Annotated in this window: 24 protein-coding genes, 1 tRNA gene and 1 pseudogene; 18 read left to right on the top strand and 8 right to left on the bottom strand. The window is 60.7% G+C overall.

The window, feature by feature from the left end; genetic code table 11:
* The first annotated feature begins 109 nt into the window (after positions 1-109).
* From C482_RS12460 to C482_RS12415, 10 genes are all read left to right on the top strand, one after another.
* Positions 110-1,606, top strand: coding sequence for a cytochrome ubiquinol oxidase subunit I (locus C482_RS12460; protein WP_006167980.1), 1,497 nt, complete (start codon positions 110-112; stop codon positions 1,604-1,606).
* Complete coding sequence (locus tag C482_RS12455) at positions 1,599-2,606, top strand: cytochrome d ubiquinol oxidase subunit II (protein ID WP_006167979.1); 1,008 nt, start codon at positions 1,599-1,601, stop codon at positions 2,604-2,606. Before C482_RS12460 ends, C482_RS12455 begins: the two co-directional genes overlap by 8 nt.
* Before the next feature lie 306 nt (positions 2,607-2,912).
* A tRNA-Gly gene (locus C482_RS12450) sits at positions 2,913-2,983 on the top strand.
* A 405-nt stretch (positions 2,984-3,388) separates the two neighbouring features.
* Complete coding sequence (locus tag C482_RS12445; RefSeq protein ID WP_006167978.1) at positions 3,389-3,754, top strand: HalOD1 output domain-containing protein; 366 nt, start codon at positions 3,389-3,391, stop codon at positions 3,752-3,754.
* A gap of 144 nt (positions 3,755-3,898) precedes the next feature.
* Positions 3,899-4,213, top strand: a complete 315-nt coding sequence (locus C482_RS12440; protein WP_006167977.1) for an MTH1187 family thiamine-binding protein — start codon at positions 3,899-3,901, stop codon at positions 4,211-4,213.
* A 67-nt stretch (positions 4,214-4,280) separates the two neighbouring features.
* The gene (locus C482_RS12435) at positions 4,281-4,490 is read left to right on the top strand and encodes a heavy-metal-associated domain-containing protein (protein ID WP_006167976.1); all 210 of its coding nucleotides are present in this window, start codon (positions 4,281-4,283) and stop codon (positions 4,488-4,490) included.
* 108 nt (positions 4,491-4,598) lie between these two features.
* Positions 4,599-5,531, top strand: a complete 933-nt coding sequence (mch, locus tag C482_RS12430; protein ID WP_006167975.1) for a methenyltetrahydromethanopterin cyclohydrolase — start codon at positions 4,599-4,601, stop codon at positions 5,529-5,531.
* 63 nt (positions 5,532-5,594) lie between these two features.
* Positions 5,595-6,125: a hypothetical protein gene (locus C482_RS12425; protein WP_006167974.1), complete on the top strand. Its 531-nt coding sequence runs from the start codon at positions 5,595-5,597 to the stop codon at positions 6,123-6,125.
* A gap of 70 nt (positions 6,126-6,195) precedes the next feature.
* Positions 6,196-6,882, top strand: coding sequence for an HAD family hydrolase (locus tag C482_RS12420; RefSeq protein ID WP_006167973.1), 687 nt, complete (start codon positions 6,196-6,198; stop codon positions 6,880-6,882).
* Positions 6,883-7,021: 139 nt separating this feature from the next.
* Positions 7,022-7,408: a hypothetical protein gene (locus C482_RS12415; RefSeq protein WP_006167972.1), complete on the top strand. Its 387-nt coding sequence runs from the start codon at positions 7,022-7,024 to the stop codon at positions 7,406-7,408.
* On the opposite strand, the gene C482_RS12410 is transcribed toward C482_RS12415, so the two are convergent.
* Together C482_RS12410 and C482_RS12405 are read right to left on the bottom strand one after the other, a co-directional pair.
* Positions 7,405-7,758 carry a hypothetical protein gene (locus tag C482_RS12410; RefSeq protein WP_006167971.1) on the bottom strand — a complete coding sequence of 118 codons (354 nt, stop codon included), beginning with the start codon at positions 7,756-7,758 and terminating at the stop codon, positions 7,405-7,407. The two genes, C482_RS12415 and C482_RS12410, sit on opposite strands and share 4 nt — an antisense overlap.
* A gap of 115 nt (positions 7,759-7,873) precedes the next feature.
* Positions 7,874-9,449: pseudogene (locus C482_RS12405) on the bottom strand (GTPBP1 family GTP-binding protein).
* A gap of 115 nt (positions 9,450-9,564) precedes the next feature.
* Here C482_RS12405 and C482_RS12400 point away from each other — a divergent pair.
* Positions 9,565-9,750, top strand: a complete 186-nt coding sequence (locus C482_RS12400; RefSeq protein WP_006167970.1) for a hypothetical protein — start codon at positions 9,565-9,567, stop codon at positions 9,748-9,750.
* A 6-nt stretch (positions 9,751-9,756) separates the two neighbouring features.
* A complete protein-coding gene (locus tag C482_RS12395; protein WP_006167969.1) occupies positions 9,757-10,095 on the top strand; it encodes a hypothetical protein in 339 nt (112 codons plus the stop codon).
* Between the two features lie 66 nt (positions 10,096-10,161).
* On the opposite strand, the gene pyrF is transcribed toward C482_RS12395, so the two are convergent.
* Positions 10,162-10,962 carry an orotidine-5'-phosphate decarboxylase gene (gene pyrF / locus C482_RS12390; protein ID WP_006167968.1) on the bottom strand — a complete coding sequence of 267 codons (801 nt, stop codon included), beginning with the start codon at positions 10,960-10,962 and terminating at the stop codon, positions 10,162-10,164.
* Positions 10,963-11,132: 170 nt separating this feature from the next.
* Between pyrF and C482_RS12385 the strand changes: the two genes are divergently transcribed.
* Complete coding sequence (locus tag C482_RS12385) at positions 11,133-11,498, top strand: hypothetical protein (protein ID WP_006167967.1); 366 nt, start codon at positions 11,133-11,135, stop codon at positions 11,496-11,498.
* Positions 11,499-11,560: 62 nt separating this feature from the next.
* Here the strand turns inward: C482_RS12385 and C482_RS12380 are convergent, their stop codons facing one another.
* Positions 11,561-12,043: a VOC family protein gene (locus C482_RS12380; RefSeq protein WP_006167966.1), complete on the bottom strand. Its 483-nt coding sequence runs from the start codon at positions 12,041-12,043 to the stop codon at positions 11,561-11,563.
* A 181-nt stretch (positions 12,044-12,224) separates the two neighbouring features.
* Between C482_RS12380 and C482_RS12375 the strand changes: the two genes are divergently transcribed.
* From C482_RS12375 to C482_RS12355, 5 genes are all read left to right on the top strand, one after another.
* Positions 12,225-12,593, top strand: coding sequence for a methylglyoxal synthase (locus C482_RS12375; RefSeq protein ID WP_006167965.1), 369 nt, complete (start codon positions 12,225-12,227; stop codon positions 12,591-12,593).
* Positions 12,594-13,058: 465 nt separating this feature from the next.
* Positions 13,059-14,921: a cation:proton antiporter gene (locus tag C482_RS12370; protein ID WP_006167964.1), complete on the top strand. Its 1,863-nt coding sequence runs from the start codon at positions 13,059-13,061 to the stop codon at positions 14,919-14,921.
* On the top strand, positions 14,914-16,563 hold the full coding sequence (locus tag C482_RS12365; RefSeq protein WP_006167963.1) for a cation:proton antiporter: 1,650 nt from the start codon (positions 14,914-14,916) through the stop codon (positions 16,561-16,563). Before C482_RS12370 ends, C482_RS12365 begins: the two co-directional genes overlap by 8 nt.
* A 111-nt stretch (positions 16,564-16,674) precedes the next feature.
* On the top strand, positions 16,675-18,462 hold the full coding sequence (locus C482_RS12360; RefSeq protein ID WP_006167962.1) for a cation:proton antiporter: 1,788 nt from the start codon (positions 16,675-16,677) through the stop codon (positions 18,460-18,462).
* On the top strand, positions 18,455-20,185 hold the full coding sequence (locus C482_RS12355) for a cation:proton antiporter (RefSeq protein WP_006167961.1): 1,731 nt from the start codon (positions 18,455-18,457) through the stop codon (positions 20,183-20,185). Before C482_RS12360 ends, C482_RS12355 begins: the two co-directional genes overlap by 8 nt.
* Positions 20,186-20,295: 110 nt before the next feature.
* Here the strand turns inward: C482_RS12355 and C482_RS12350 are convergent, their stop codons facing one another.
* From C482_RS12350 to C482_RS12335, 4 genes are all read right to left on the bottom strand, one after another.
* On the bottom strand, positions 20,296-20,490 hold the full coding sequence (locus C482_RS12350) for a hypothetical protein (protein WP_006167960.1): 195 nt from the start codon (positions 20,488-20,490) through the stop codon (positions 20,296-20,298).
* Positions 20,491-20,777: 287 nt separating this feature from the next.
* Complete coding sequence (locus C482_RS12345; protein WP_049896701.1) at positions 20,778-22,469, bottom strand: cation:proton antiporter; 1,692 nt, start codon at positions 22,467-22,469, stop codon at positions 20,778-20,780.
* Entirely contained in the window at positions 22,462-24,219 is a 1,758-nt protein-coding gene (locus tag C482_RS12340; protein WP_006167958.1) for a cation:proton antiporter, read from the bottom strand. Before C482_RS12340 ends, C482_RS12345 begins: the two co-directional genes overlap by 8 nt.
* 125 nt (positions 24,220-24,344) lie before the next feature.
* Positions 24,345-24,779, bottom strand: a complete 435-nt coding sequence (locus tag C482_RS12335) for a hypothetical protein (RefSeq protein WP_006167957.1) — start codon at positions 24,777-24,779, stop codon at positions 24,345-24,347.
* Between the last annotated feature and the right edge of the window lie 156 nt (positions 24,780-24,935).

The following is a 24,935-nucleotide window of genomic DNA, read 5'->3' as shown; positions in this document are numbered from 1 at the left end:
TTGTATTCGGGAGTAGGCCACTAATTATGGCCCCGATAGCGCCAACAGTACGGCTCCGCAGGACACTGACCATCGAGTTCTGTCGGGTTGCTCAAGCGGCGGTGGTCCGATGATCGACCCCGTCATCGGCGGCCGGATCCAGTTCGCTGTGGCGTTAACAATTCACATTATCTTCGCCTCGCTCTCGGTCGGTCTTGGACCATTCCTCGTCTACTTCGTTGTCCAGGAAATCCGGACCGGTGAGGAGCGTTACACCCGGCTCAGAGCCTTCTTCACGAAAGTGTTCGGCGTCGGGTTCGTAATGGGGACCGCTACCGGTATTCCGCTTGGATTCATGTTCGGAACAAACTTCGCGACGTTCTCGACCATCGCCGGTGAGATGATTGGTGGACCACTATCCTTCGAGGCTAAGATGGCGTTCTTCCTCGAAGCGGTTTTCCTCGGCGTATTGCTGTTCGGGCGCAAACGTGTCTCCGATCGATTCTACGCGCTGTCAGCAGTGTTCGTAACGCTTGGGGCGTGGATCTCAGCATTTTGGATCCTTGTGGTCAACTCCTGGATGCAGACGCCACGGGGCTACGAACTGGTTGAACGTAACGGGATGGAAGTGACACAGCTCGTCGATCCACTGGCGGCCTTTCTGAATCCCCGGTTACCCTGGATGTACGTCCACATGCAGAACGCCGCGCTGATCTCAGTAACGCTGCTGATCGCCGGGATTGCCGCGTACTTCGTCTGGCGCAACCGTGACAGCCAAACGTGGCAGACCGCACTCCGAGTAGCCGTCGTCGTCCTGCTCGTGACATCAGTGTTTCAAGTGATTCACGGCGACCTCTATGCCCGCCACGTGTACGACACCCAGCCCCACAAGTTTGCGGCGATGGAAGCCCAGTACGAGAGTGCTGAGGGTGCGGACCTTCATATTATCGCAATCCCCACCGATCCGTCCGCGTTCACCGATCCACGGGCCGAGAACCTGTTTACGATTAGCATTCCGTACATGGCATCGTTTCTCGCTAGCGGGGGCGATCCGTTCGCCGAGGTGACCGGCCTGAATGACTTTGATTACGAGTCACCACCGGTGGCGTTCGTCTTCTGGTCGTTCCGGATTATGGTTGGACTCGGGTTCTGGTTTGTCGCCCTTGGGTGTTGGGGCGTCTACCGGCTGTGGCGAGGTGACCTGTTCACAGATGAGCGGTACCTGAAGGCGCTAATGGCCTCATCCCCACTCGGCTTTGTCGCACTCATTACCGGCTGGTACGTCACCGAGATCGGTCGGCAACCATGGCTCATTCAAGATGTCCTGCAAACGAGCGACGGCGCAACTGTCGGCCTCTCCTCGACTGAAATGACACTGTCGCTGTTCGGAATTGGGGTTGGCTATCTCGCTGTCCTGGTTCTGTTTGGCTACATTGTCGCCCGGTTCATGCGCGACGAACGCCAGACCGAACGCGAGAACACTGAACGCAAGAGCGATGGGAACGGCGACTCGAAACCAGAGTCAGAATCTGAGTTAGAGTCGGAGCCAATAGCAAAATCGGACTCAACAACGAAGCCGAACACTGGCTCAGACCCAGCAAAATCAGAGGGTGTCACCGATGAATAAGCCGCTCGAATTCCTCTCCCCGGAAGCGTACGTCGTTGAATGGCTCCCACTGTTCTGGTTCGCCCTCGTATTCTTTTCGTTTGGAACCTACCTTCTACTCGACGGCTTTGACTTCGGTATTGGAATGTTATACGCGCGGGCAACCCCAGACCACCGCGAGGTCATGCTCGCCGCGTTCGGTCCAGTCTGGAAGGCCAACGAGGTCTGGCTGGTGTTGTTTGGTACCGTCCTGTTCGCCGGTTTCCCGGTCGTCTATGCGAACCTCCTTTCGAGACACTACCTTCTCGTGTTCGCCCTCCTTGCAGCGTTGATCTGTCGGGCCGTCGGCTCAAAGCTGAGAGACGAGCGAGATGACAAGCAATGGCAACGAACCTGTGACGGTCTCTTCGTCGGCGGGAGCCTCCTTGCGCCGTTTCTGATCGGTATGTTCGCCGCCAACTGGCGGTTCGGTCTCGAATCCACAGTCACGGTGCCGGCGCTTGCGGTCGGTACGCTCGTTGTCGTCCTATCACTACTGCTCGGGAGCGCCTTCATGGGAGTCAAGGCTCGCGGCGAGTTGCAGGCGAGAATGCGCCGTCAAGGACGATGGGCGCTCGCTGGAACCGTTCTTCTTATCGTCGTCACAGTAGCGTTCGTCGCCGTGTTCGAGCCCGGACAGGGTCCGTTCCCGTCGACGACCGCGTCGCTCATCGCGATCAGCGTGACGCTCTTACTCGGTACCGTCGGAGCAATCGCAATTCAAACCCGACGGCACTACGTCTGGGCCGCCGTGAGTGCAGCTATCACAGTTACCGTCGTCGGCTACCTGGCGTGGACGATGGTGCCGGCCGTCGATCCCGCCGCAGGTCTGTTGATCGACGACGCCGTCGTCTCCCCGCTGGCACTCGAACTCAATACCCTTTTCGCCGTGACGATCCTTCCGATCGTGGTAGGTTACTTCGTAATGCTGTATTCAGTGTTCAGCGGACCAGTCGACGAAGGCGGCTACGGCCACTCGTGAGCAACCCAGAGCCGACTACTGTGTCATTCCCTCATGCTGTTTGTGAACGAATACCTAAACTAACGTTGGGGCGGTACCGTAGACTCACGCACCGGTTGAACCCAGCAGGTTGTGAACCCCTATATTCAAACGAAACGTTCTGACGACGTTAAAATCGGCATGCCTGTCATCTGAGCCAGATCGTGAGACACGAGCTACTTCGCTCACCTCAGAACCCACACCTACGCTGTATGTACTCATCACCCACTACCGGATCGATTCGCAACCCTTATACATCCATCCGGTAGTAGATGTAAGTGCAGCAGGGCGCTGGTAGTGTAGTGGTATCACGTGACCTTGCCATGGTCACAACCTGGGTTCAAATCCCAGCCAGCGCATTTCTCCGAACACAACATCACAAGCACTGCGTAGTAGTGTGAGTACCCGTTAAGAGAAGCTATTCTTGGATTTGAACGAGAGAAGTCACAACCCGCACAACGAAGTGAGGAGAACCGTTTTCGTGTTGTTCAAATCCCAACCAGCACAGTGTTCTGCAACAAGCTTCACAAACACAGTCGGAGCGCACTCCATCTAAATCCGCCGTAAGTTCTGTTTCTGCTCTCTGTTCAGTCCGGTTCCGACTCGAGTACGGTGCGGCCAGCAACACCTGCTCCTGACGAGAGAACCACGGACGTCAACCAGTCAGAAACGCATTTCGTCAGGAATGCTAACCGATATCACGACCGAGTGAGTTTTATGCCAGAACGGGATACGAGGGTATAGACGACCGCACCACTTCTCCTATGCAAACGGAATGCTCACCCGCAGACGGCGCGGCCGACCACCAGTACGACCAGACGAACGACCGGTACGTCTTCCAGCACGACCCCGACGGGACCGCGTTAATTACGACGACGATCGTCCACGCGCTCTCGTCGATTGCGGACACCGACGTCTCCCAGGGGGAGTTCTCCCTGTACGATAGCGTCGATCCAGACGCGCTCAACCGGCTGTTCGCGTCGAAGGCTGATGGCACCGAGCGATCCGGCGGGCACGTCGCGTTCATGGCACTCGACCACGAGGTGTACGTGTACGCGAACGGTGACGTGATTATCTACCCGCCCTCGGAGGCGAGTGCGGGCCGGCCACGACCACAGCCACAACGCTAACGCGTCTCTGAGTCGTGGGCGGTATTCTGGTGCGTTTTTGAAGCCGAAAGTCACGGGCAAACCAGAGTCAGACTCGTGAGTGACCACATGGTTCGAAGGGGACGGTTTTAGGATGACACCGGTCGTGAGGTCGACACGACGACTATGACCGTCATCGCACTCCTGAGCGTCGCACCGGTGATCGAAGACAGCATGTCCGCGGAGATCGCGAAAGCAGTCGACGCCCTAGAGGACTACGACGTCGAGTACGAGACGAACCCGATGGGGACCGTGATCGAAGCCGAGAGCACGGACGAGCTCTTTGCCGCTGCACAGGCAGCACACGATGCTGTCGACGGTGATCGTGTGAGCACCGTGCTGAAAATAGATGACAAGCGCACGCGCGAGGTTTCTGCCGCCGAAAAGGTCGATGCCGTCGCGGCCGAGTTGGGACGAGAGCCGACAAACAGGGACGAGTAGACCCAACAACTGAGAGAACCACCGCTGTGAGCGCAAGGTTCAACCAGAGCTGGCACAAACGGCGCGTATGGAACAGACGACACTCGAGGTAACCGGTATGTCCTGCGGGGGCTGCGAATCAAACGTTATCGACGCTGTCGAGTCGCTCGAGGGCGTTTCGTCCGTGACGGCAAACCACGATGCAGATGAGGTTCGCGTCGAACACGACGACGCGGCCATCGACGAGTCGGCGATCGCGGACACCATCGCCGACGCTGGCTACGAGCCAGCGGTCTGATCGCTACTTCACTGCGATGGGACGACCGGCTCCATCCGCACCGAGCGTCTGACGCGAGTCAGACTGGAACTGGCAAACTGTTTTATGCCGGACGCTGAAGCGTAATCCATGGAGAGTCTTAACCGAATGGCGATCGAGTTGGTCGACGAAGCCCTCGAGTACGCCGAGGAACTCAACATCGGCGGCTACGATCTCGACACCGAGTCGACCGTGCTCGACTTCGGACTCGAGTTCGACGGTGGGATCGAGGCAGGACTGTTGCTGACGGAGATTCAGACGGCGGGGCTTGCGACACCGAGTTACGAACTGGGCGAACTCGGTGGCGCGACGATACCGTACGTCGAGCTCGCGACCGATCAGCCGGCACTCTCGTTGCTCTGTTCGCAGAAAGCCGGCTGGGAGCTCATCACCGAGGACTTCGAGGGGCTCGGCAGCGGGCCTGCACGGGCGCTCGTCGCCGAAGAGGAGGAGTTCCGCCGCGTCGGCTACACGGACGCGTTCGACCTGACAGCGCTCGCCGTCGAGACCGAAGACTACCCAACCGAGTCCGCAGCCGAGCAGGTCGCCGAGCTCGCGGAAGTCGAGACGAGCAGCGTCTTCCTGCTTGCCTACCCGACAGCCAGCCTCGCCGGCAGTATCACGAACGCCGCACGCGCGGCCGAGCTCGCGACATTCCGCCTCGCCGAACTGGGCTACGACCTGCGCGATATCGTCTCGGCAACGGGCCGCGCGCCGGTTGCACCAGTGCCGGAGGACGAGCGGACGGCCATCGCGCGCACGAATGATGCAATCGCCTACGGCGGCTCGGCGCACATCACCGTTCGCGAGGACGCAGACATCTTCGATTCAGTGCCGTCGACGGCCGCCGACGAGCACGGCCGGCCGTTCGGTGATATCTTCGACGATCTCGACTGGGACTTCGAGGAGGTCCCTTCGGATCTGTTCGCACCCGCGACGGTGACCATCGACGTGCTCGGGGGTCCAACCTACGTTCACGGCGAGCGCGACGAGGAACTCGTTGCCGAGTCGTTCGACCTCTGAGCAGCCACGTGCACGGACACGACCAGACTTCACTGAACCTGCTCCAGCAACACGAAACAGCACATGTCCCTCACGTTCAAACCGATTCCAGAGCCACCCCACGACTCCGAGGACGTACTCGAGTCCATCGCCACAGTTCGGGCCACCCTTCCGGCCACGGAGGCCGAGGCGGCAGACACGCCGGACTGTTGTGCACGGGTGCTGGATCGAACTGACGAGAGCGCGGGGGCGCAGATCCAGATTCAAGACCGCGACGACGCCGCAACCTGGCTCACCTTCCTTCGCGCGCTCGAACTCGCCGCAGACGGAACGGAAGGCTATCACCAGACGGAGCAGGAACTCGAGTTCCCTGCGATCCAGACGGCGTTCCGTGAGCGCGTCCACGGCGTGCAGGCGGTGCTCGACGTGCTCGGCGCTGCTGCCGAACCGCTGTCAGCGGCGACCGTCGCAGAACGCGTCGACACGGCCTCGCGCCGACCGGTGCAACGGGAGCGCGTGGGGCGGATACTCGAGTGGGCCGTGCTGCTCGAACTCGCAAAGCAGGTTGCAAGCGAGGATAAACGCAGGTACCAGGCGACTGCCGTCACGCCATAGCGATGGGGGCGAAAGTGGAAGTCGATCGGAGACAGCGCGTTTTATCGGGTGAGACGACAATCCAGCAACTGTGACTGAGACGATCGACACCGATGTCGTCTGCTTCGATCTTGACGACACACTGTGTACCTACAGCCAGGATGCCGACGAGGTGCTCTCCGCAGCGTTTGAGCGCGCCGGCGTCGCGCAGTGCTGGGACATCGGCGCGTACTACGACCGCTACCGCGACTACCTCACAGACAGTACGGATATTCTCGACCTCCGCCGGCAGTGTTTCGGTGACCTGAGCGTCGCTTCGGGCCACGACCGCGCGGCGGGCGAGGCAGTCGCGGACGCGTTCGAGGAACTTCGCGACCAGGAGCGCATCGAACCCTTGCCAGGGGCACGGCAGGTCGTCGACCAGCTCGCTGGAGAGTACCGGCTCGGACTGATCACGAACGGCCCACCCAAAATGCAACGAACCAAACTCGAGGCGATCGGTCTCGACGACCGGTTCGAGACCGTCGTCTGCGCTGGCTACGACACAGCGCCGAAACCCGCGGCCGAACCGTTCGACCTCGCATTGGAGCAACTCGAGTCCACCCCGGAACGCGCGGTCTACATCGGGAACTCGCTCTCGTCGGACGTCGCGGGCGCTCGGACGGCTGGACTCCGATCGGTGTGGATTCCAGCGACCGGCGACGTGCCGCCGGAGCCGACTCCCGAACCCACGCACACGCTGGGCTCGCTCGAAGAGTTGGCGACGCTGCCGTGGTGAGTCCGGAGTCCGAAGTCTGAAGTCCGAAGTCTGAAGTCCGGGATTCACCGTCACTTGCTAGCGTTGCATCGACGTTTCAGAGCCAGGAGCAGGAACCAGGAATCGGCCGACTTTACTCGATTGATGCGCAGATCACACTATGACCAACCACGCGATCAACTTCCAGTCCGTCGTCGACGAAATCCGCGAGACTGGGAGAACAGACGGCCCTGAGCCGTCGCTCGTCACCGTCGACGCACCCGACGTGATCGACGTCTGCCGGCAGTTGTTCAATGCACTCGAGTCCCGGACTGATCCAACCACCTGCGAGTTCTACCTCCATCCGAACAATCGGCGGGTACTCGAGCGCCGACTGCTGGCCGATGAGCTCGCGGTCGAGTCGATGCCGTTTCTCGAACGCCAGCTCTGGACGGACGTGTCGATGCCGGAGGACGTGATTCTCTTCATGCATCCGGATGCGGTGACGTTGGGTGGGTCGGTGATCGGTGATCACCCGGTGGGAGTGGGTCGGATCCGGGACGATTAGTTCGACTGGTGGGGGCGCTGATCGTGAGAATCGCGAGAGCCCTGACGGTCGTGCTGGCCGCCGTGATCGTCGTAGTAATCGATGAGCAGTGTTCCACCGCGAACGGTGATGTAAAGTAATCCAGTGAGTACCGTCAGTGGAACGACGAGACTTCGGAAGCCAGTTAGCGACTGAAAGAACGTTGCCGTGGATGGCATGGAGATGTCGAGCAGTTCCACGGGAAGGAAGACAATTCTGATCGCGATCGTCATGACAGTTGTGACGGCGACCCAGAACAGGAAGATGCCAAAGAGGACGACCGATTCACTGATCGCCCACCACAGGCGATCCGACGGGGAGTCAGGGAGCATGCCCGAACGAGGTGGCAGCTAGTCGAAAAGTGTGTCGGAACAGAATGATGGGACCGTGGTGACCGGGTTCCGGCGGTGTGCGGGTGGCGGGTTCGGGTTATATGTGCGAGCAGTACTACTCGAGTGGCTGGACGTCAGTGACCGTCCCGACGCCCTTACTCCGGCCCTCGCGGAAGACGAACTTCTGGCCCTCCTCGACGAGGTAGGGTCGGAACTTGAATCGGACGGTAGTTTCGCCTGTATCGCCCGGCAGCAGCCGGCCTTCGTCGGGGTGGAACGCGGCTGCCTCGCCGATCGTCTCGAGGTGGACGACGGGTTCGTAGCCGTCGCCGATCCGGGTTGGGTGGTTGAGCACCATGACTTCGGCCTCGAACTCCCGGACCGGGTCCGGATCGGCGTCCTGGGGCAGAAGAACCATCCCGCGTTCGATCGCGCTCTCCTTGATACCTTTGAGCGCGATGCCGACGATGCGGCCGGCCTGGGCCTGATCGACCCGGTGGTAGTGCATCTCGATCGAGCGGACTTCGACTTCCTGGAAGCGGCCGTCCGGCATCGGACCGATCAGGAGTTCGTCGCCGGCCTCAACCTCGCCGGATTTGATAGTTCCCGAGGCGACTGCGCCGACGCCGGTCACCGAGTAGCTGCGGTCGACGTACATCCGGAACTCGCCGGTGTCCTGTGAGGTCTTGGGGAGTCGGTCGAAGAGTTCGTCGAGCGTGTCGAGACCCGCCATCGTGATGGCGCTGGTCTCGACGATCGGAACGACGCGCTCGCCGATCTCCTCGATCGCAGTGTCGACGCCGTGGCGAGCAACGCGAAGCGGCGACTTCTCGACCTCCCGGAGGAGAGCCTCGACCTCGCGTTCGACTTCCTCGACGCGCTCCTCGCTGACGGCGTCGGTCTTTGTGATCGCGACGATCGTCGGGAGTTCGGTCGCGAGCAGGACGCCGAGATGTTCGCGGGTCGTGCGGGTCGGGCCATCATCGGCGGCGACGACCAGCAGTCCGTAGTCGAGTTTCTGCCCGACGAGGCCGCGAATCGTCGTTCGGAGCCACGGTTCGTGGCCCACGGTGTCGACGCTGTCTCTTATACACNTCTGCCTTCCGGTTCGGGTTGCGGACGCGGACGGGACCATCCTCGTCGAAGCCGTAAACCGCGTAGGAGAGGTCAGCCGAGAGCCCGCGCTCGACTTCGTGGGGCTGGACGTCGAGATACGATCGCGTCGCCCCGTCACCGTCGTCCGGGTTCCCGGTGACGAGTGAGCCCACGAGCGTACTCTTGCCGTGGTCGACGTGCCCCGCGGTGCCGACGACGACGTGTTCGTCGTCCGTCTCGAGGACGCTACCTTCGTTGATCGTCGCAACGCCGACGATGCCCTGGTTGACTCCCCAGGTCTGGACGTCATCGATGTGTGCGTCGGCCTCTTCGGCGAGCAACGAGAGGACATCCATCGTCTCGGAGAAGGTATCGGGGTTGATGCCAGCGAGTCCGCCGTCGTCCGTCACGCCGACGACGTACGTCGCCTCTCCGTCGCCGGAGAGCAGCCGATGTCGAAGCTGGGCCGCCAGGCTCTCACGTCGCCCACTCTCGAGATGAACGTCGCGTGAGAGTCGTTCCTTGAACTCGACGCTGCCACCATCCTGTTCGCCACGGTCCAGGGCTCGCTCGAGAAGAGCCCGGTCACGGCTCATAGCAACTGGTAGCGGGCCACACGGCAAAAGCCTTCTCGTCGCTAGGTATCAATCACCACAATTGGGCGGACGACGCCGGCTCCGGTTTCAAGAGGCTCGAGTCCGTACAACCCGTATGAGCGTCAGCGGCCTCTGCCAGATCTGCGAAACGCGTCCGGCACAAGAGCGCTGTGACAACTGCGGCACGCTCGCCTGCGAGCAACACTACGAGCGCGGGAAGGGCCTCTGTGCCGACTGTGCAGCACAGGCCGAACCGGGTCGAGATCCAAACGCGGACGACGTGGATATCCACCGGTTTTGAGACACTGTGACTTCGATCCGCAACCAACTCGAGTCCGCCGTCGGCGTCGGCAAGCGGTTCCGCGTCACTCTCGAGGAGCGCGATGGGGAGTTCGTCGCAGCACATCCACTCGAGTCCAGTCCGCTTCCGATCGTTGTTTCGCGTGAGGAGATCAGTGCTGAGACATTGCCTGCGGAGTCGGAGGCGGACACTGTTCCGGTCGAGGCCGAAGTTGTGGTCGAGATTACGGATCGAGTACGCGACGGGCGTGTGATCGGTCGAGTCGTCGAGTCAGACTGTGGTGGCGTGGAATCGGACGCAGACTCGAACCCGGACCCGAACTCGAGTACGACTCAGAACGAGTGACACAGTACAGGCAGATAACGGCTAGTGGGGTGGAACGTTGCAGCCAAGACTGAACCCGAGATTGACTCAGTCCCGGTACTGATTGAGCCGCTTCTTGAGTCGCTTTGCCGCCTGGCCGCTCGCTTTGGCGAACTCCTCGCCGTCGTGTTCACCCGCGAAGATAATGCCGCGTGAGGAGTTCACCAGCCCGACACCGTTTGCCAGTCCGAACTCGACGGCCGCCTCGGCGTCACCGCCCTGTGCGCCTACACCGGGGACGAGGAACGGCAGATCAGGTACCTGTTCGCGGAGCTCCTCGAGTTCCTCGGGTTTCGTCGCGCCGACGACGAGGCCGACGTTGTCGTTCTCGTTCCAGAGATCCGCGAGCGCGGCGACACGCTCGTACACTGGTTCGCCGGACTCGAGTTCGAGATCCTGGATATCCGCACCGCCAGGGTTCGACGTGCGACAGAGGATGAAGACGCCCGACTCCTCGTCGGCGAGGAAGGGCTGCAGAGAGTCCCGTCCCATGTAGGGGTTGACCGTGATCGCGTCGGCCTTCTCGAGAATCTGGGCGTACTGGCGGGTCGTGTTCCCGATATCCGCGCGTTTGGCGTCGAGCAGGACGGGGACGTTCTTGCCGTGGGCGTAGGCAATGGTCTCCTCGAGTGCAGCCCACCCGTCGGGGTCCTCGTAGAAGGCAGCGTTCGGTTTGTAGACGGCAGCGTGTTCGTGGGTTGCATCGATGATACGGCGGTTGAACGCCCATCGCGGGAGGTCGTACTCTGTGAGGTGGTCTGGGATGCGAGACGGGTCGGGGTCGAGGCCGACGCTGACGACGCTGTCGACCGTTCGGATGCGGTCGTGCAGGCGGTCGAAGAAGTTCATGCACGCGACTCCCGCCGCAAGGATCGAAAAGGTTCCTATCCGCCCGGAGCACGGCGAGCGAGCGCGACGGCCGGTGAATCAACTGTGTGCGTGGCGAGATTGTCCCACACGGTTGGCCACCAAATATTTTAGACCACATCTACTTCGGGACGATTACACATATTTTGGGTATGGACATTCGCCGGAAGATGAAACCGTTCCTGCAGTTCGGTCGCGTTCGTGACCACGTCCAGTCGACACTTCGGCGTGGGACGAGCCCCAGTACCAGCACGCAACTCACGACGCGAACGGGCGGGACGCAGACCGATGCTGACAGCAGGACCAGTCTCGGACTCGGGTCACTACTCGGAGGAACCGGCTCCGCCGAGACATCGCCATCGGAAACCGAGTCGCCCGCCGAGTCGAGGACGGGAGCGAGCGGCAACCTGTTCCAGTGTTCGACATGCAAGGCGGTCTACATCGCCGATGAGAAGGAAACCTGTCCCAACTGCGAGAAGGATGTCGAACAGGTCCGGTCGACGTTCACACGCGAGTAGCTTCTGTTTGTCTGGCCCTCACTCCTAGTTCGACAGCGGCCGTGTTTGGTGGCGGTTGGTGCTCAGGACTCGAGTACCTCGACGAGGTTCCCCTCCGGATCACGCAAGAAGAGAATCGTCGTCCCGCTTTCGGTCGTACGCGGCTCGCTCAGTGTCGTGACCTCGTCGTCGAGCTTCGCGTAGAACGAGTCGAGGTCGTCGACCTGGAGGCCGATGTGTGTCGCGCCGGGCTGATTGAGTCCCGCAGCTGATGCATCGCGAGCGGCGGGTTCGAACGAGACGAGTTCGATGTGGGAACCGTGGCCGTGCTCGCCTTCGAGGTGGACGAACGTGCCGCTCGCGTCTGCGACATCGATTGCGGTGGCGAGGGCGTCGCCAGCGACGCTGAACTCGTCGACGACTGTGAGACCGAGAGTGTCGCGGTAGAACGGGAGGACGGTGTCGAGGTCGTCTACGGTGATACCGACGTGGTGAGCATCAGGCTGGGAGGACGGCGCATCAGCTGGCGTTGATGGTGACGATGACGGTGGTGATGGTGCTGGCATAGCGAAAGTCCGACAGTCCGCGCGGAAAAACGTTCGCCTCCGCCGTTGCCGTTCCCGCGTTCGGCCACGCCAGCCCTACATATCACACCAGATCAGCCACATCCGTGTAGAGAACGCACACCCGTCCGGACCACTCACATGTGAGTGGGGGAGTTACCCATCGGGCTGTCGATGACCGCGTATGAGTCGTCTCGCACTGATCGCTCACGACGAGAAGAAAGCCGCGCTGATCGAGTTCGCCACCCGCTACGAGTCGACACTCACCGACTGCGACCTCGTCGCGACCGGGACAACCGGAAAACGGCTCCAGGAGGAGACCGAGCTCGAAATCGAGCGGAAAGAGTCCGGCCCCTACGGCGGTGACCTGATGATCGGTGCCGAAGTCGCCGCGGACGAACTCGACGGCATCGTCTTCCTGCGCGACCCGCTTCGCGCCCAGCCCCACGAGCCCGACATCTCGGCGCTCCTGCGAATCTGTGACGTCCACGACGTTGCACTTGCGACCAACCTCGCGTCGGCAGAGCTGCTGGTCGAAGGGTTACTCGAGTAGCCGCAGGCTGGCTGCTGTCTGGTTTCTCCGTCGACGATGAAAGAGCGAATAGACCGGATGTGCCATCGCATGCGTGCAGCGCGAACGCTTTTCCGATGGGACAAGGTAGCTGGGAGCGACAGAGGCTTGTTCCAGGTGCTCGACCGTCGCAACCGTCGTGGGACTCGGTGTGGTCCGATCGCACCCGCCGGCTGCTACTATAGAAACAACTGCAACTATTTATACACTGATCGCACGTTCGCGGTTCTCGCTCAGTTCACTCGCTCCGANGCTCGACCGTCGCAACCGTCGTGGGACTCGGTGTGGTCCGATCGCACCCGCCGGCTGCTACTATAGAAACAACTGCAACTATTTATACACTGATCGCACGTTCGCGGTTCTCGCTCAGTTCACTCGCTCCGAACCGCGCTGCTGTCGGGCGATCAGGTGCGCAGTGACTTGCAGTGGCTACTATAGCTCTTGATTATGTCGCTCGGTGGAATCGCACTCGCGACGGACTTCGCATTGCTCATCGTCGCTGCTGCCGTTCTCAGCTACGTCGCCAGGCTGACCGGCCAGCCGACGATCGTCGCGTACATTTTGACCGGTGTCGTCGTCGGGCCAATCGGGCTCGGCATCGTCGGCGAGGACCAACTCATCGAGATCCTCTCCGAACTCGGCCTCGGCTTCCTGCTGTTCCTGCTCGGCATCGAGATGCGATTCGACGATATTCGAGAAATCATGCGCCCAGTCGGCATGATCGCCGTCGGCCAGGCGGTGTTGCAGGCGGTCGCCTCGACCGCAGTCGCACTCGCCCTCGGGTTCACACTCTTTCAATCGCTAATGCTCGCACTCGCCACCACCTTCGGCGCAACGCCGATCATCGTCAAGGTACTTGGCGACAAGGGCGACCTCAAGACGCTGTACGGTAAGGCAGACGTCGGCATCCTCATCTTCCAGGACATCTACCTCGTGCTGGCGCTCGCGATTCTCGCCGTCGGCACCGTCGACGACACGGCCGAAATCGCCACGAGCATCGGCCGGGTGCTCATCCTGATGGTCGCCATCGGCCTTGTCGCCTACGCGGCCAGCAAGTACGTCCTCCCGTCGCTGTTGCGGGCGAGCGCCGCAAACAAGAGCACACTGTTCACCGTCGGCATCGCCTGGGCATTCGTCTTCATCTTCGCCGCGGAGGCACTCGAGTTATCAGTCGAGTTGGGCGCGTTCATCGCGGGCCTCTCGCTGGCACAGCTTCCCTATAGCACGGAGCTCAAAGAGCGAATGCGGCCGGCGACGAACTTCTTCATCGCCGTCTTCTTCGCGAGCATCGCGTTACAGATGGAGCGCGGTCAGTTGCTCGCCTACTGGCAAGAGGCATTACTCGCCTGTGCAGCGCTGCTCGTGATCAACTTCGGCATCGTCTTCGGGTTGTTCTACAGCCAGCGCTTCGACATCGAAACGTCATTCCTGGGCACGATCTCAATGTTGCAGGTGAGCGAGTTCTCCGTCGTTCTTGGGGCGCTCGCAGTCAACGAGGGGTTCGTCGAGGAGGGTATTCTCGGCTTTCTCAGCCTGATGGCGCTGGTGACGATGCCGATTTCGACGTACTACGTGCGATACAACCGCGAAATCTTTGATCGAGTCGAACCATTCCTCTCGCGATTCGAGCGCGAGGACACGATCACGGTTGATCCCGTCGAACACGATGATCACGCGGTGCTCGTCGGGTACAGTCGGTTCACCGCCGAACTCGCCGAGGTACTCACCGACGCGGACACAGCCGACGTGACCGACGTCGTCGTCATCGAAGACGGCGCGGCCTACGTCGACGAACTCTCTGCGGCCGAGTACGCGTTCATCTTCGGCAACGCGAGACACGGCGAAATTCGACAGGAAGCAAACATCGGCGGTGCCACCGTCCTCGTGAGCGTCGCAGACCGAACCGACGTCAACCGCCGACTGATTGAGGAAACCGCCGACACTGACACGCTCTCGATCATACTGGCGACCGACGAGGAGGATGCCCAGGCACTGCGTGACGCCGGTGCGGACTACGTCGTCGCCGAGACCAAGCTCGTCGGCACCGAACTCGCGACGCTACTCGAGTTACTCGACGACCGGGAGGCGTTCGAAGAGCGAATGGCGTCGGTGACGGCCCGAGCGCGGAGTGAGGGGGTTCGAGCGGATGGTGGCGAGTGCGATGGGGAGGGAGATAGTGGCAGGGCGGATGGCGGCGAAGACAACGGGAAGGTGAACAGTGGCAGGGCAGGTGATGGCGGTGCGGATGACGACAGGACTGCTGGTGGCGAAGATAGCGATAGAAGAGGCGAGGGTGAGACCGATGTATGAGGTACTCTTCGCGCTGATGCTCATCTTCAGCGTCGCAGCAGTCTTCCTGCTGCTTGCCGCACAGTGGGACCTCCCGGTGATCCCGTTCTACCTGCTCGCCGGAATCTTCGTCGGGGTCGTAATCGACGAAACGCAGTTGCTCGATCTGGCACAGTGGGGCGTCGCCTTCCTCGTGTTCCTGTTCGGCGTCCACGTCGACCTCGAGTTCGTCCGGTCGACTGGGCGACTCAGCGTGGCCGTCAGCGTCCTTCAGGCGGCCGTCGTCGGCGGGCTGGGATTCGGTGCCGGCCTCGCGCTCGGACTCGATGCGATCAACGCCAGTTACCTCGGCATCACTGCAGCGTTGAGTTCGTCACTCGTCGCGACGAGCTACCTCGATACGACAGCCGGAGTGCGCCCGACCTATGCGCGACTGGCAGAGTCGGTGCACTTCACCGAGGACGTACTTGGCGTGCTCGCCGTCCTCACACTCAGTGCAGTCGTCTACGCGGCGACGCCGGCCTGGGAACAGTTCGCCGTCGCTGCGGGCATCGTCGCACTCGCATTGCTCATCCGGTACACCGTCTTCCATCGCCTCACCGCCCGCCTGCGGGGGGATAGCGAGATCCTGATGCTCGTCGGCATCTCCTTCGTTGTCGGCTTCATCGCCCTCGCCGAGGCGGCAGCGCTCTCGATCGTCGTCGGCGCGTTCGCCGCCGGCATCGCCGTCGCCGACGACTACCCACACTCGCTCGAACTCGTGGACACCGTCGACGACCTCGAGGACTTTTTCTCGCCGATCTTCTTCGTCACGCTCGGCGCGTTGTTGACACTACCGGGACTCGAGACAGCGGGCTATACGCTGACGTTACTGGTCGCGATTCTCGTCCTCAACCCAGTACTCGCCGCAGCGCTGTTCGTTCGCGCTGGTTTCGACGGTCGGACCGCCGTGCTGACTGCGCTCACGCTCGATCAGGTCAGCATCTTCAGTCTCTTCATCGCGATTGAGGCACTCGGTGCAGAACAGATCGCCCGGCCGGTCTTCGACGCCATCGTCCTCGCTGCGGTGGTGTCGATGCTCGTCGCCACGTACACAGGCCGCCACGCCGAATCGATCGCTCAGTGGCTTCGTGATCGTGGCTTCGCTCGCGCGCTCGGCGAGTCAGTCACGTCCCACTCGTCCGTCGCTGACGACCTCTCCGATCACGTCATCGTCGTCGATCTCGAGTACGGTGGCCGAGAACTCGTCGAGCGCGCGGCTGACAGCAAGTGGGGACAAGCCCATCCCTTCCTCGTTATCGAGGACGACCCCAGCGTGCTGGGTGAACTCGAGTCGATCTGCGACAACTACGTCTATGGCGACGTATCGAACGACGACGTCTGGGAGCAAGCCCGACTGTCGGACGCCGCGCTAGTCGTCGCGCTCACCCCCCGTCCCGCACGGGCCGACGCTGTCGTTGCACTCGAGACGGACATCCCACGACTCGTTCGCGTCGACGCCATCGAAGACGCAGCCGAGTTCGCCGACCGGGGTGCGACGGGAGTAATCTATCCGGATGCAATTGCGGCCGAACGAGTCGGAGACGATCTCGCAGCGCTGTTGGCAGAAGAGCTGTCACTCGAGGAGTTCGAAGCGCGGGCTCGTCAACGGACGAGAGAGTGAGAGTGCAACGAGAAGTCGGCGACCGAGACGACACTCAGAGCTCGCTAGATGGACCGAGAAACCAACCCATAAGAGGCAGACACGAGAACACAAACGTGAGCTGTTTCTCTGATGAGTCAAATCGCCCTCGCGGCCGACTTTGCGATCATCGTTGTCGTTGCCACGATCATCGGATTGATCGCACGGCAGCTGGGTCAGCCGACGATTATCGCGTACATCCTCACCGGCATTATTCTTGGGCCAGTCGTGTTCGATGTCGTCACCGAGGAGGGGCTGGTCGAGCTGATGGGGAATCTCGGATTCGCCTTTCTGCTGTTTCTGCTCGGACTGAAGATGCGATTCGAGGATATTCGCGAAATCCTCCCAGCCGTGACGAACGTCGCGTTCGGCCAGACGGTTCTCCAGACGGCGCTTGCGTTTGCGGTGGCGCTGGCACTTGGGTTCGGAACGACCGAAATTCTCGTCATCTCGCTCGCGACGGTGTTCGGTGCAACGCCGATTATCGTCAAAATTCTCTCTGATAAGGACGAAATTACGAGCCTGCCCGGCAAGATTGACGTCGGCGTTCTCATCGTGCAGGACATCTACCTCGTCATCGTCCTCGCACTGTTCACCGCCGACGAACTCGGCGGTGCAGCGGATATCGCAGAGACGCTCGGTGTTATTCTCGTGATGATGTCGTTCATCGGCGTCTTCTCGCTTGCATCCTCGCGGTACATTCTTCCCGGACTGTTCAGACGAATCGCGGACAACAAGGACATATTCCTCATTGTCGCCATCGCCTGGGCGTTCCTGTTCGTCGCCATCGCCGAGGGAGCCAACCTCGATCCGAAGGTCGGCGCGTTCCTCGCTGGCATCAGCATCGCGCAACTGCCCTACAGCAAGGAACTCGAGGATCGCATCACGCCGATTACGGACTTCTTTATCCTCGTGTTCTTCGCCACGATCGGGCTGCAGATCGATGGCCTCTCGAGTCTCCTTGCATACTGGTGGGAGGCAATCGTCGCCTCGATCGTCCTGATGGTCGGCAACTTCTGGATCATGTTCTACCTCATCGATCGGGAAGGGTTCGATGTCGAGACCTCGTTCCTCGGCTCGATCAACATGGTGCAGGTCAGTGAGTTCTCGCTGATCGTTGGTGCACTTGCGATTCAACAGGAGCTCATCGGCCCCGACATCCTGGGCTATCTGAGCCTGATGGCGCTGCTGACGATGGGGGTGTCGACGTATCTGATCGCGTACAACCACGCGATCTACGAGCGTCTCGAACCGTGGTTCGACCGATTCGACTCCGACGAGAAGACGGGGACCGAACTCACGACGTACGACGACCACGCAATCGCGATCGGCTACGACGAGATTACCGAGCGAGCGTTACCACTTCTCGAGGAACGCTACGGCGATGTCGTCATCATCGATCGACGGACCGACCATATCGAGGAACTCGAGCACGAGGGGCAGTATGACTACGTCTTCGGTGACTTCCGGCATACGGAAGTCCGCAAGGAGGCGAACCTGAAGGGGTCGGCGTTCGTGCTCAGCTCGAGTGTCGAGCGCGAGGTTAATGAGGCCCTTCTCGAGGAGGCCGACGACGGTGCGACGGTCTTCGTCGAGGCCGAGCGAATCGGCGACGCGCGTGCACTCTACGATCGCGGTGCAACCTACGTCATCATGACATCACACCTTGCAGCCGAAAAACTGAGCGAGTACGTCGGGTTGTACGTTACTGACCGCGATACGTTCGACGACGCGGTCGCTCGGGATAAAGACCGGGTCATGACCCAACGTGAGGAGGCAGGCAAGCGTCTCGAGAACCACGAGACAGGACCTGGCGGCGAAGTCTCCATCGAGACAGATGGAGATGTTGATCCAGTCTCGGAGGGCGATCACGATGACTGAGACACTGATGATCGCGCTGGCGATCGTCTTCGTTACGGCGGGCGTACTCGCCCTTATCGCGAACCAGTTCGATCTCTCGCCGATTCCGTTCTACATTATCGCGGGGCTGATTGCGGGGCGGTTCGTCACGGAGGCGGAGATTATCGTTCTCGCACAGTGGGGTATCGCGTTCCTCGTCTTCGCGTTCGCGATCCGAATCGACTTCAGCGATTTCCAGACCGTGCTCCGGGATGCAGAGGTGGCTGCTGCCACACAGCTACTCGTCGTCGGCCCGATTGCGTTCGGCATCGGCTACCTCTTTGCCGATCTCTTTCAGTTCACAGAGCCGATTCGAAACGCCGTCTACTTCGCGTCGGCCGTCGTCCTCAGCTCCTCGCTGGTGGGCGGTGTCCTGCTTGGGACCGAGATCCGACAGAACCTCGTCCACGGCCGGCTGGCGTCGTCGATCCACTTCGTCGACGACCTGGTCGCGATTACCCTCCTGTTGATACTCAGCGTCGAGGTCGTCACGGCAGATGCAATTGCCGCACAGATTGGCTACGGCGTGCTGTTCGTCGTTGGCGGGCTGCTCCTCTACCGGCACGGCTTCCCATTGCTGGTTCGGCTCGCAGCCGGCGACGGTGAACTCATCCTTATCGGCAGCATCTCGATACTGATTGCGTTTCTCGCAGCCGCAGAGTACATCGGACTCTCCATCGTCGTCGGCGCGTTCGCTGCCGGGATCGCTATCCGAAGCGACGGCACGCAGTCACTCGAGGTGCAAAACGGCATCAGTTCAATCACGGACTTCTTCGTCGCGATCTTCTTCGTCACTGTCGGCGCACTGGTCTCGATTCCGTCACTCGACGTCCTTCTCATCGGAACTGCACTCGCTGCCTTCGTACTCTTTGTCAACCCGATCGTCCACGTTCTCTCGTTCATCTACGAGGGGTACGACGCACGGACTGCGTTCCTCGCAGGCTCGAGTCTCAATCAGGTCAGTGAGTTCGCCCTGATCATTGCGATTCAGGCGTGGCAGATGGGGACCATCACCGATCCCTTGTTCGACGCCATCATCCTCGCTGCGGCAGTGACCATGCTGTTATCGTTCCTGGGTCAACGGACCGAAGACATCGTCTACAACACCGTCGTTGCCCGACTCTTCGCGGGCCAGCGCACCCGGAAGGTCGACGAACAAAGCAGCGTTGACGACCTCGACGATCACGTCATCGTCGTCGGCTACGGCCGCATCGGTCGACAGATCGTCGAAGTGCTCGAAACGACCGAAACACCATACGTTGTCATCGAGAACGACCCTGTCCTGTGGGACGAACTCGACACGGAGTGCCGAAACTACGTTCTCGGTGACGCACTCGCAGACTACACCTGGGAGAAGGCACAGGCAGCCGACGCCACCCTCATCTGTTCGACAGTCGACCACCGTCCGGTGTCCGAAACGGTTCTCAATCTTGACCTCAGTCTCGACACCCACACCCACACCGACCCCGACCCCGACCCCGACACAATCCTGCGATCCGAATCGACCCGCGATGCACAGGAGCTACTCGAGTCCGGTGCGACACACGTCGCCGTTCCGAACGTCCTTGCGGGCGACCAGTTGGTCGGGATCGTCGAGGACCTTGCTGCAGAGGAGACGACGGCGGCCGAGCTCGAGTCGATACAGCGTGAGTACTTCCAGGCGCTCGAACGGTACGGGTTTGCAACGCGAGACGAGCGGGTCTAGCCAGCGAACAGTGTGTCTGTGTCTATGGCTGTGGCTGTATGTGTGTATTTGTGCCCGTGTGGGCGTGCTTGCTGTGGCCCCATCACGGCAACAGTCGGGTTCGCTCTCAGTCAAACAGGACCGCCAAAGTACTCGTGAACGATGAGCACGAGCACGAGTCCGACGACGAAAAGCACAGCCGCGATACTGGCTGTAAGGTCGATCGCCGCAGCAAGCCCGAGAGCGCCGACGACGAGCAGGCCGACCCCGCCGGCGTAGAGGACGAGGTTGCGCCCGATCCGAAGCGCCTGTGCAGAGTCGAACACGGACGCACCTAGCCAGAGGAGGGACAAAGGCGTGCTGATCTTTCGGTTACGGCTTCGGTACTGTGTCCGCAAATCCCACGACCGTTCTTGGAATTGACGGCCACTCCGGAGTCGGACGACCGCTCCGACAATCGACAACCATGCCGGGGCCCACAACCGCTTCTACAGTCTACGATCGCACCAGAACCCGACAACCGCTTCTACAGTCTACGATCGCACCAGAACCCGACAACCGCTTCTACAGTCTACGATCGCACCACAGCCACACCATCCGCAACACAACACCCTCAGCGCAGATGCGGAGGCAAGTGTTCAGCCAGCGTATCGAGTTCGCTTTGCTGCTCCTCACGCAGTTCGGCCGGCGTCAGGTCGCCGTCGATCAATGCCTGAATCTGCTGGACGAGTCGCTGCCCGGCGAGGATTTTTGGGTGGGTAACGTACAGCGCACCCGCATCGAGGAGTTCCATCGCGGTCGTTCGACTGTTCGCCCGCAGCGTCACATCGGTGTCGAACTCGAACGAGAGAATCCGTCGTGAGACTACGTCGGAGGCAGCAGTCGAAACGATGATTCGTGCCTCCTCGACGTTCGCTTTCTCCCAGGTGTACCGTTCCATCGCATCACCGACGACCACAGCCGCACACTGATCCGTGACCGTCTCTCTACGAGCAGGATCGTTCTCGATAACGACGTATGGCTGTCCGAGTTCTTCGCAGGTCTCGACCAGTCTCTGCCCCTGTCGGCCGTAGCCGACGATGATGACGTGGCCCGACATCTCCGCGGGAGCGGTACTCCAGTCGTCAACCTTACCATGTCTGCTGTCGACGAGTCCGCGCTCTGCCAGCGCTCTGTAAAGTTGTTCGTCGTAACGCTGGGTCAGACTCGAGGTCACCATCGTCACCGCCGCGGCAAAGATGATCACATCGAAGACGTTCTGGGTCAAGTACCCAAGTAACAGCGCCTCGATTGCGATAATCAGGGCGAACTCGCTGACCTGATCAGTGTTGAGACTCGTCAGTGTCGCCGAGCGGGCTTCGTACCCCTGATAGATGAGAATTGCCGTCGTCACAGCGGGTTTTACAACTGCCGTCAACAGGACGAGACCACCCGCGAGAACTAACTTTTCGACCGACGGGATCCAGCCGAGCTCGATGAACGGCACGGTGACGAGCGCACCGATGGTCACGAAGAAAATCGCGACGAAGAAGTCCTCAATCGACTTGAGTCCATTGAACAGTCCGAGATACTCGACGGGATCGTGACGGACCGCGAGGCCGGCAGCAAACGCCCCAACCGCGATGGAGATGCCGGCGAGTTCCGCCGCCCCGACGAACAGAACGAGCAGCGAGACCACGCCAAGAATCATGAGTTCACTCGAGTCCCCGGCGAGTCGGCCGATGAGGTCGAACAGGTACTGGTTGATAAGGATGGCAGCAACGAGCAGGGCAACGCCATAGCCGACGACTGTTGCAAGGGGACCAGGGGCAATCGTGCCAGCAGCCAGCAGGAGCAAGAACAGGACAGCCAGCAAGTCCTGTACGAAGTGGATGGATCTGGAGAGACGATCACGAACGAAGTTGTTGTTGGGCCGTGAGTTCAACAGCGCCGTTCCAACGATCGTCGACGAAAGCGCTGCCGCCACGCCGAGGAAGAGTGCTTCTGTTGGTGCGACACCGAACGCGATTCCCAACAAGGCTCCAAGCGTGCCGACGACGAGTATCTGACCGAGCGCTGCGATTTCGCTGTCAACGATCACCGTCCGGACGGCCGAGACGTCGATACCGATCCCGAAGGAGAACACGAGCAACGCGATCCCGTACTGTGCGAGTTCGAGCGTGAGATCCAGGTCGATGACGAACCCGAGCGGAAGCCCTGCGAGGACGAAAAACGGTACTGTCGGGAGATCAAACCGGTTCGCGATCAACAGGAGCGGCCCCATCACGATGAACATGAGCGAGACCGCAGTGAGTAGGTCAGTCATCGAGACCACCTCCAAGCCGTTCATACGTGTTCGGGAACGGCTCTGGACTCTCGAGGAGTTCGATGTCCTCGTCGATCGCCTCCTCGAGGACCGGTTCCTCCTCGAGGTATGCCCGGAGGTACGCTGCAAATCTGTCGGCTGCGAAGTATGGCGTCATAATCACACAGTGTGCACCGCTGTCGTAGAGGTCGCGTGCGTGCTCGACCCGTTCTGCTTCGGCGAAGACGGTCGTGCTCTCGCCGGCGTCTCTGAGCAACGCCTTGTTTACCGCAGGTTCAACTGACGAGGAGAGGACGAACGCTGCCTTCTTTATTGCCGCATTCTTTCTGATCGTGGTGTTTCTCGAGTCACCGTAGATGGCGTCGTACCCTTCTTCTTCCAGGGCTTCGATGTGATCGACTGTCCGATCGATAACGACGACATCGTCGTAGTGTTCGTCGAGGAGCGGAAGCGCGTTTTTCGTTACATCGTCGTAGCCAACAATGACGGCATGATCCTGGTACTCCTGTTTACCACCCTCGAACGTGCCACTGCTGGTCACCCGTGTTATCGTCGGTTCGAACCGCTCGAACAGTTGGTGACTGAACTCGATGAAGTAGACCGAGACAGCCATGGTGAAGATCGCGAGCAGCGTCATGAAGCCGAGCACCTCCGGCTCGATGAATCCGCCCTGGACCCCGGCGGCGGCGACGATGATCCCGAACTCGCTGACTTGAATCATAGTAATGCTGCCGAGGAACGTCGTTTCGGAGCCAAAGCCCTGCCAATCGAGGAGGTAGAAGAAGATCAGGAACTTCGCTGGGATCAACACCAGCGCAGCGATGATTGCCTCTGTAGTGTGTGCAAACAGCTGTGACGCCTCGAGATCGAGTGCAACCGAGACGAAAAACACCATGATGAACAGGTCCGTCAGCGGGTTAACGCGGTCCTGTAACTCCTTGCTGTAGGGGAGCTGTGCGATAGCCAGCCCGGCCAAGAACGCACCCATCTCGATCGAGAGGTACGCCGTGATCCCAAGCGGTGCGAGAAAGAGGTCGATATTGGCGGAGACGAACACGAAGAGGAACGCCCACGAGATGGAGACGAGGAAGAATACCTCCTTGTTGTCCGCGATACGGCGGAAAATGACCGGCAGGGCGGTCCGGGAGGCCACGATTGCCGCGACGGTGATGAGGGCAACGAGGACGAGGACGACCACGAGCGTTGTGGCGACCTGAGCGAGGTCGTCCGGCCGCCCGGCCGCGAGCACCGCGAGGATGATGACGACGACGATGTCCTGGACAAGCAACACACCGACGTCGATCTTGCCGTGCAGAGACGTCGCCTCGTCCTTGTCGTTGAGCATCTTGATGACGACTGCAGTCGAACTGTACATGACCGCAAGTCCAATTAGAAACGCCTCAAGGAGACCGAACGGCGGCAGCGCTAATGCGACACCCATACCGACAAGAAAGACCGCCGCCATCTGTGGGAGCGCGATTTTAACGATCGGCGAGAGGATGTGCTGAATATCATCAAGGCGCATCTTGATCCCGAGCAAGAACAGCAAGAACGCCAGCCCGAGGTCGGAGAGTAACTCGGTCAGCTCGCCGATTTCGAAGAGACCGGGGACCGCCGGTCCGATCACGATGCCGGCGAGGATGTACGCGATAATCGTCGGCTGCCCGGTCTGCTTTGCGACGAATCCGGCGAGCGTCGCACTCAGAAGAATAACGGCAAAATCGACAGAGAGTGCTGCCTCGGTAACCATTCTAGACGAACGGTTCGGTCCTGGCGGATTAACGGTGTCGAAAATATCCGTCTCTCACGCGGCCAGTAGTTGGCCGTACTCCGTTCCATTTGTGATGTACGTTCACCTTTCGCTTTCGTAATCAGTCACTCCACTCCTGTCCGCTCGTGACGGACAACCACCTGTACGACATCCGTCACGCGCTTGACCTCCGCTCCACTCTCCACAAATACCAGCGTTCGCGGCGGTTTCGTCGCCTTCGGCCGAGCGCGAAGACCGGACTCGTCGGCCGCCTCAGCGGCACCGTCCTGTCCAGCGGTGAACTCGACACGGGCACGGTCTGGCTGAACGAACACCTGGGCGAGTAGTGTGGTGTCGTCATCATCGCTCTCGCCTGCGTCGGTATCCACAGCCCTCGTCATCGTCACATCGTACGCACGCGCCCCATCCGCCGTCGGCTCGACATCTCTGTCCGCATTTGTGACCGCGAGGTACTCGAGTCCGCCGTCTTCGCGACCGTCGAGTTCGGAGGAGAGCAGTTGTGCGATTCGCGTGCCGTCGGTGATCCTGTCCTCGACCATGAGTGAGTCTCTGGTAGCTGTTCTGGGTGTGGAGGTTAACGCTCTTTGGCTTTTGCGTTTGAGTAGGTTACAGGTTGAGCAGGCGCAAAGCCTCGCCGTTCACGGCGGGGATACGCGCCGTCGCACGATGACGCTCTCCTCCGGCGGTGGCACGAC

The organism is Natrialba chahannaoensis JCM 10990 (genome assembly GCF_000337135.1).
Classification (GTDB): domain Archaea; phylum Halobacteriota; class Halobacteria; order Halobacteriales; family Natrialbaceae; genus Natrialba; species Natrialba chahannaoensis.
The sequence above is the reverse complement of the archived record's forward strand: the minus strand, read 5'-3'. Positions and strand labels throughout refer to the sequence as shown.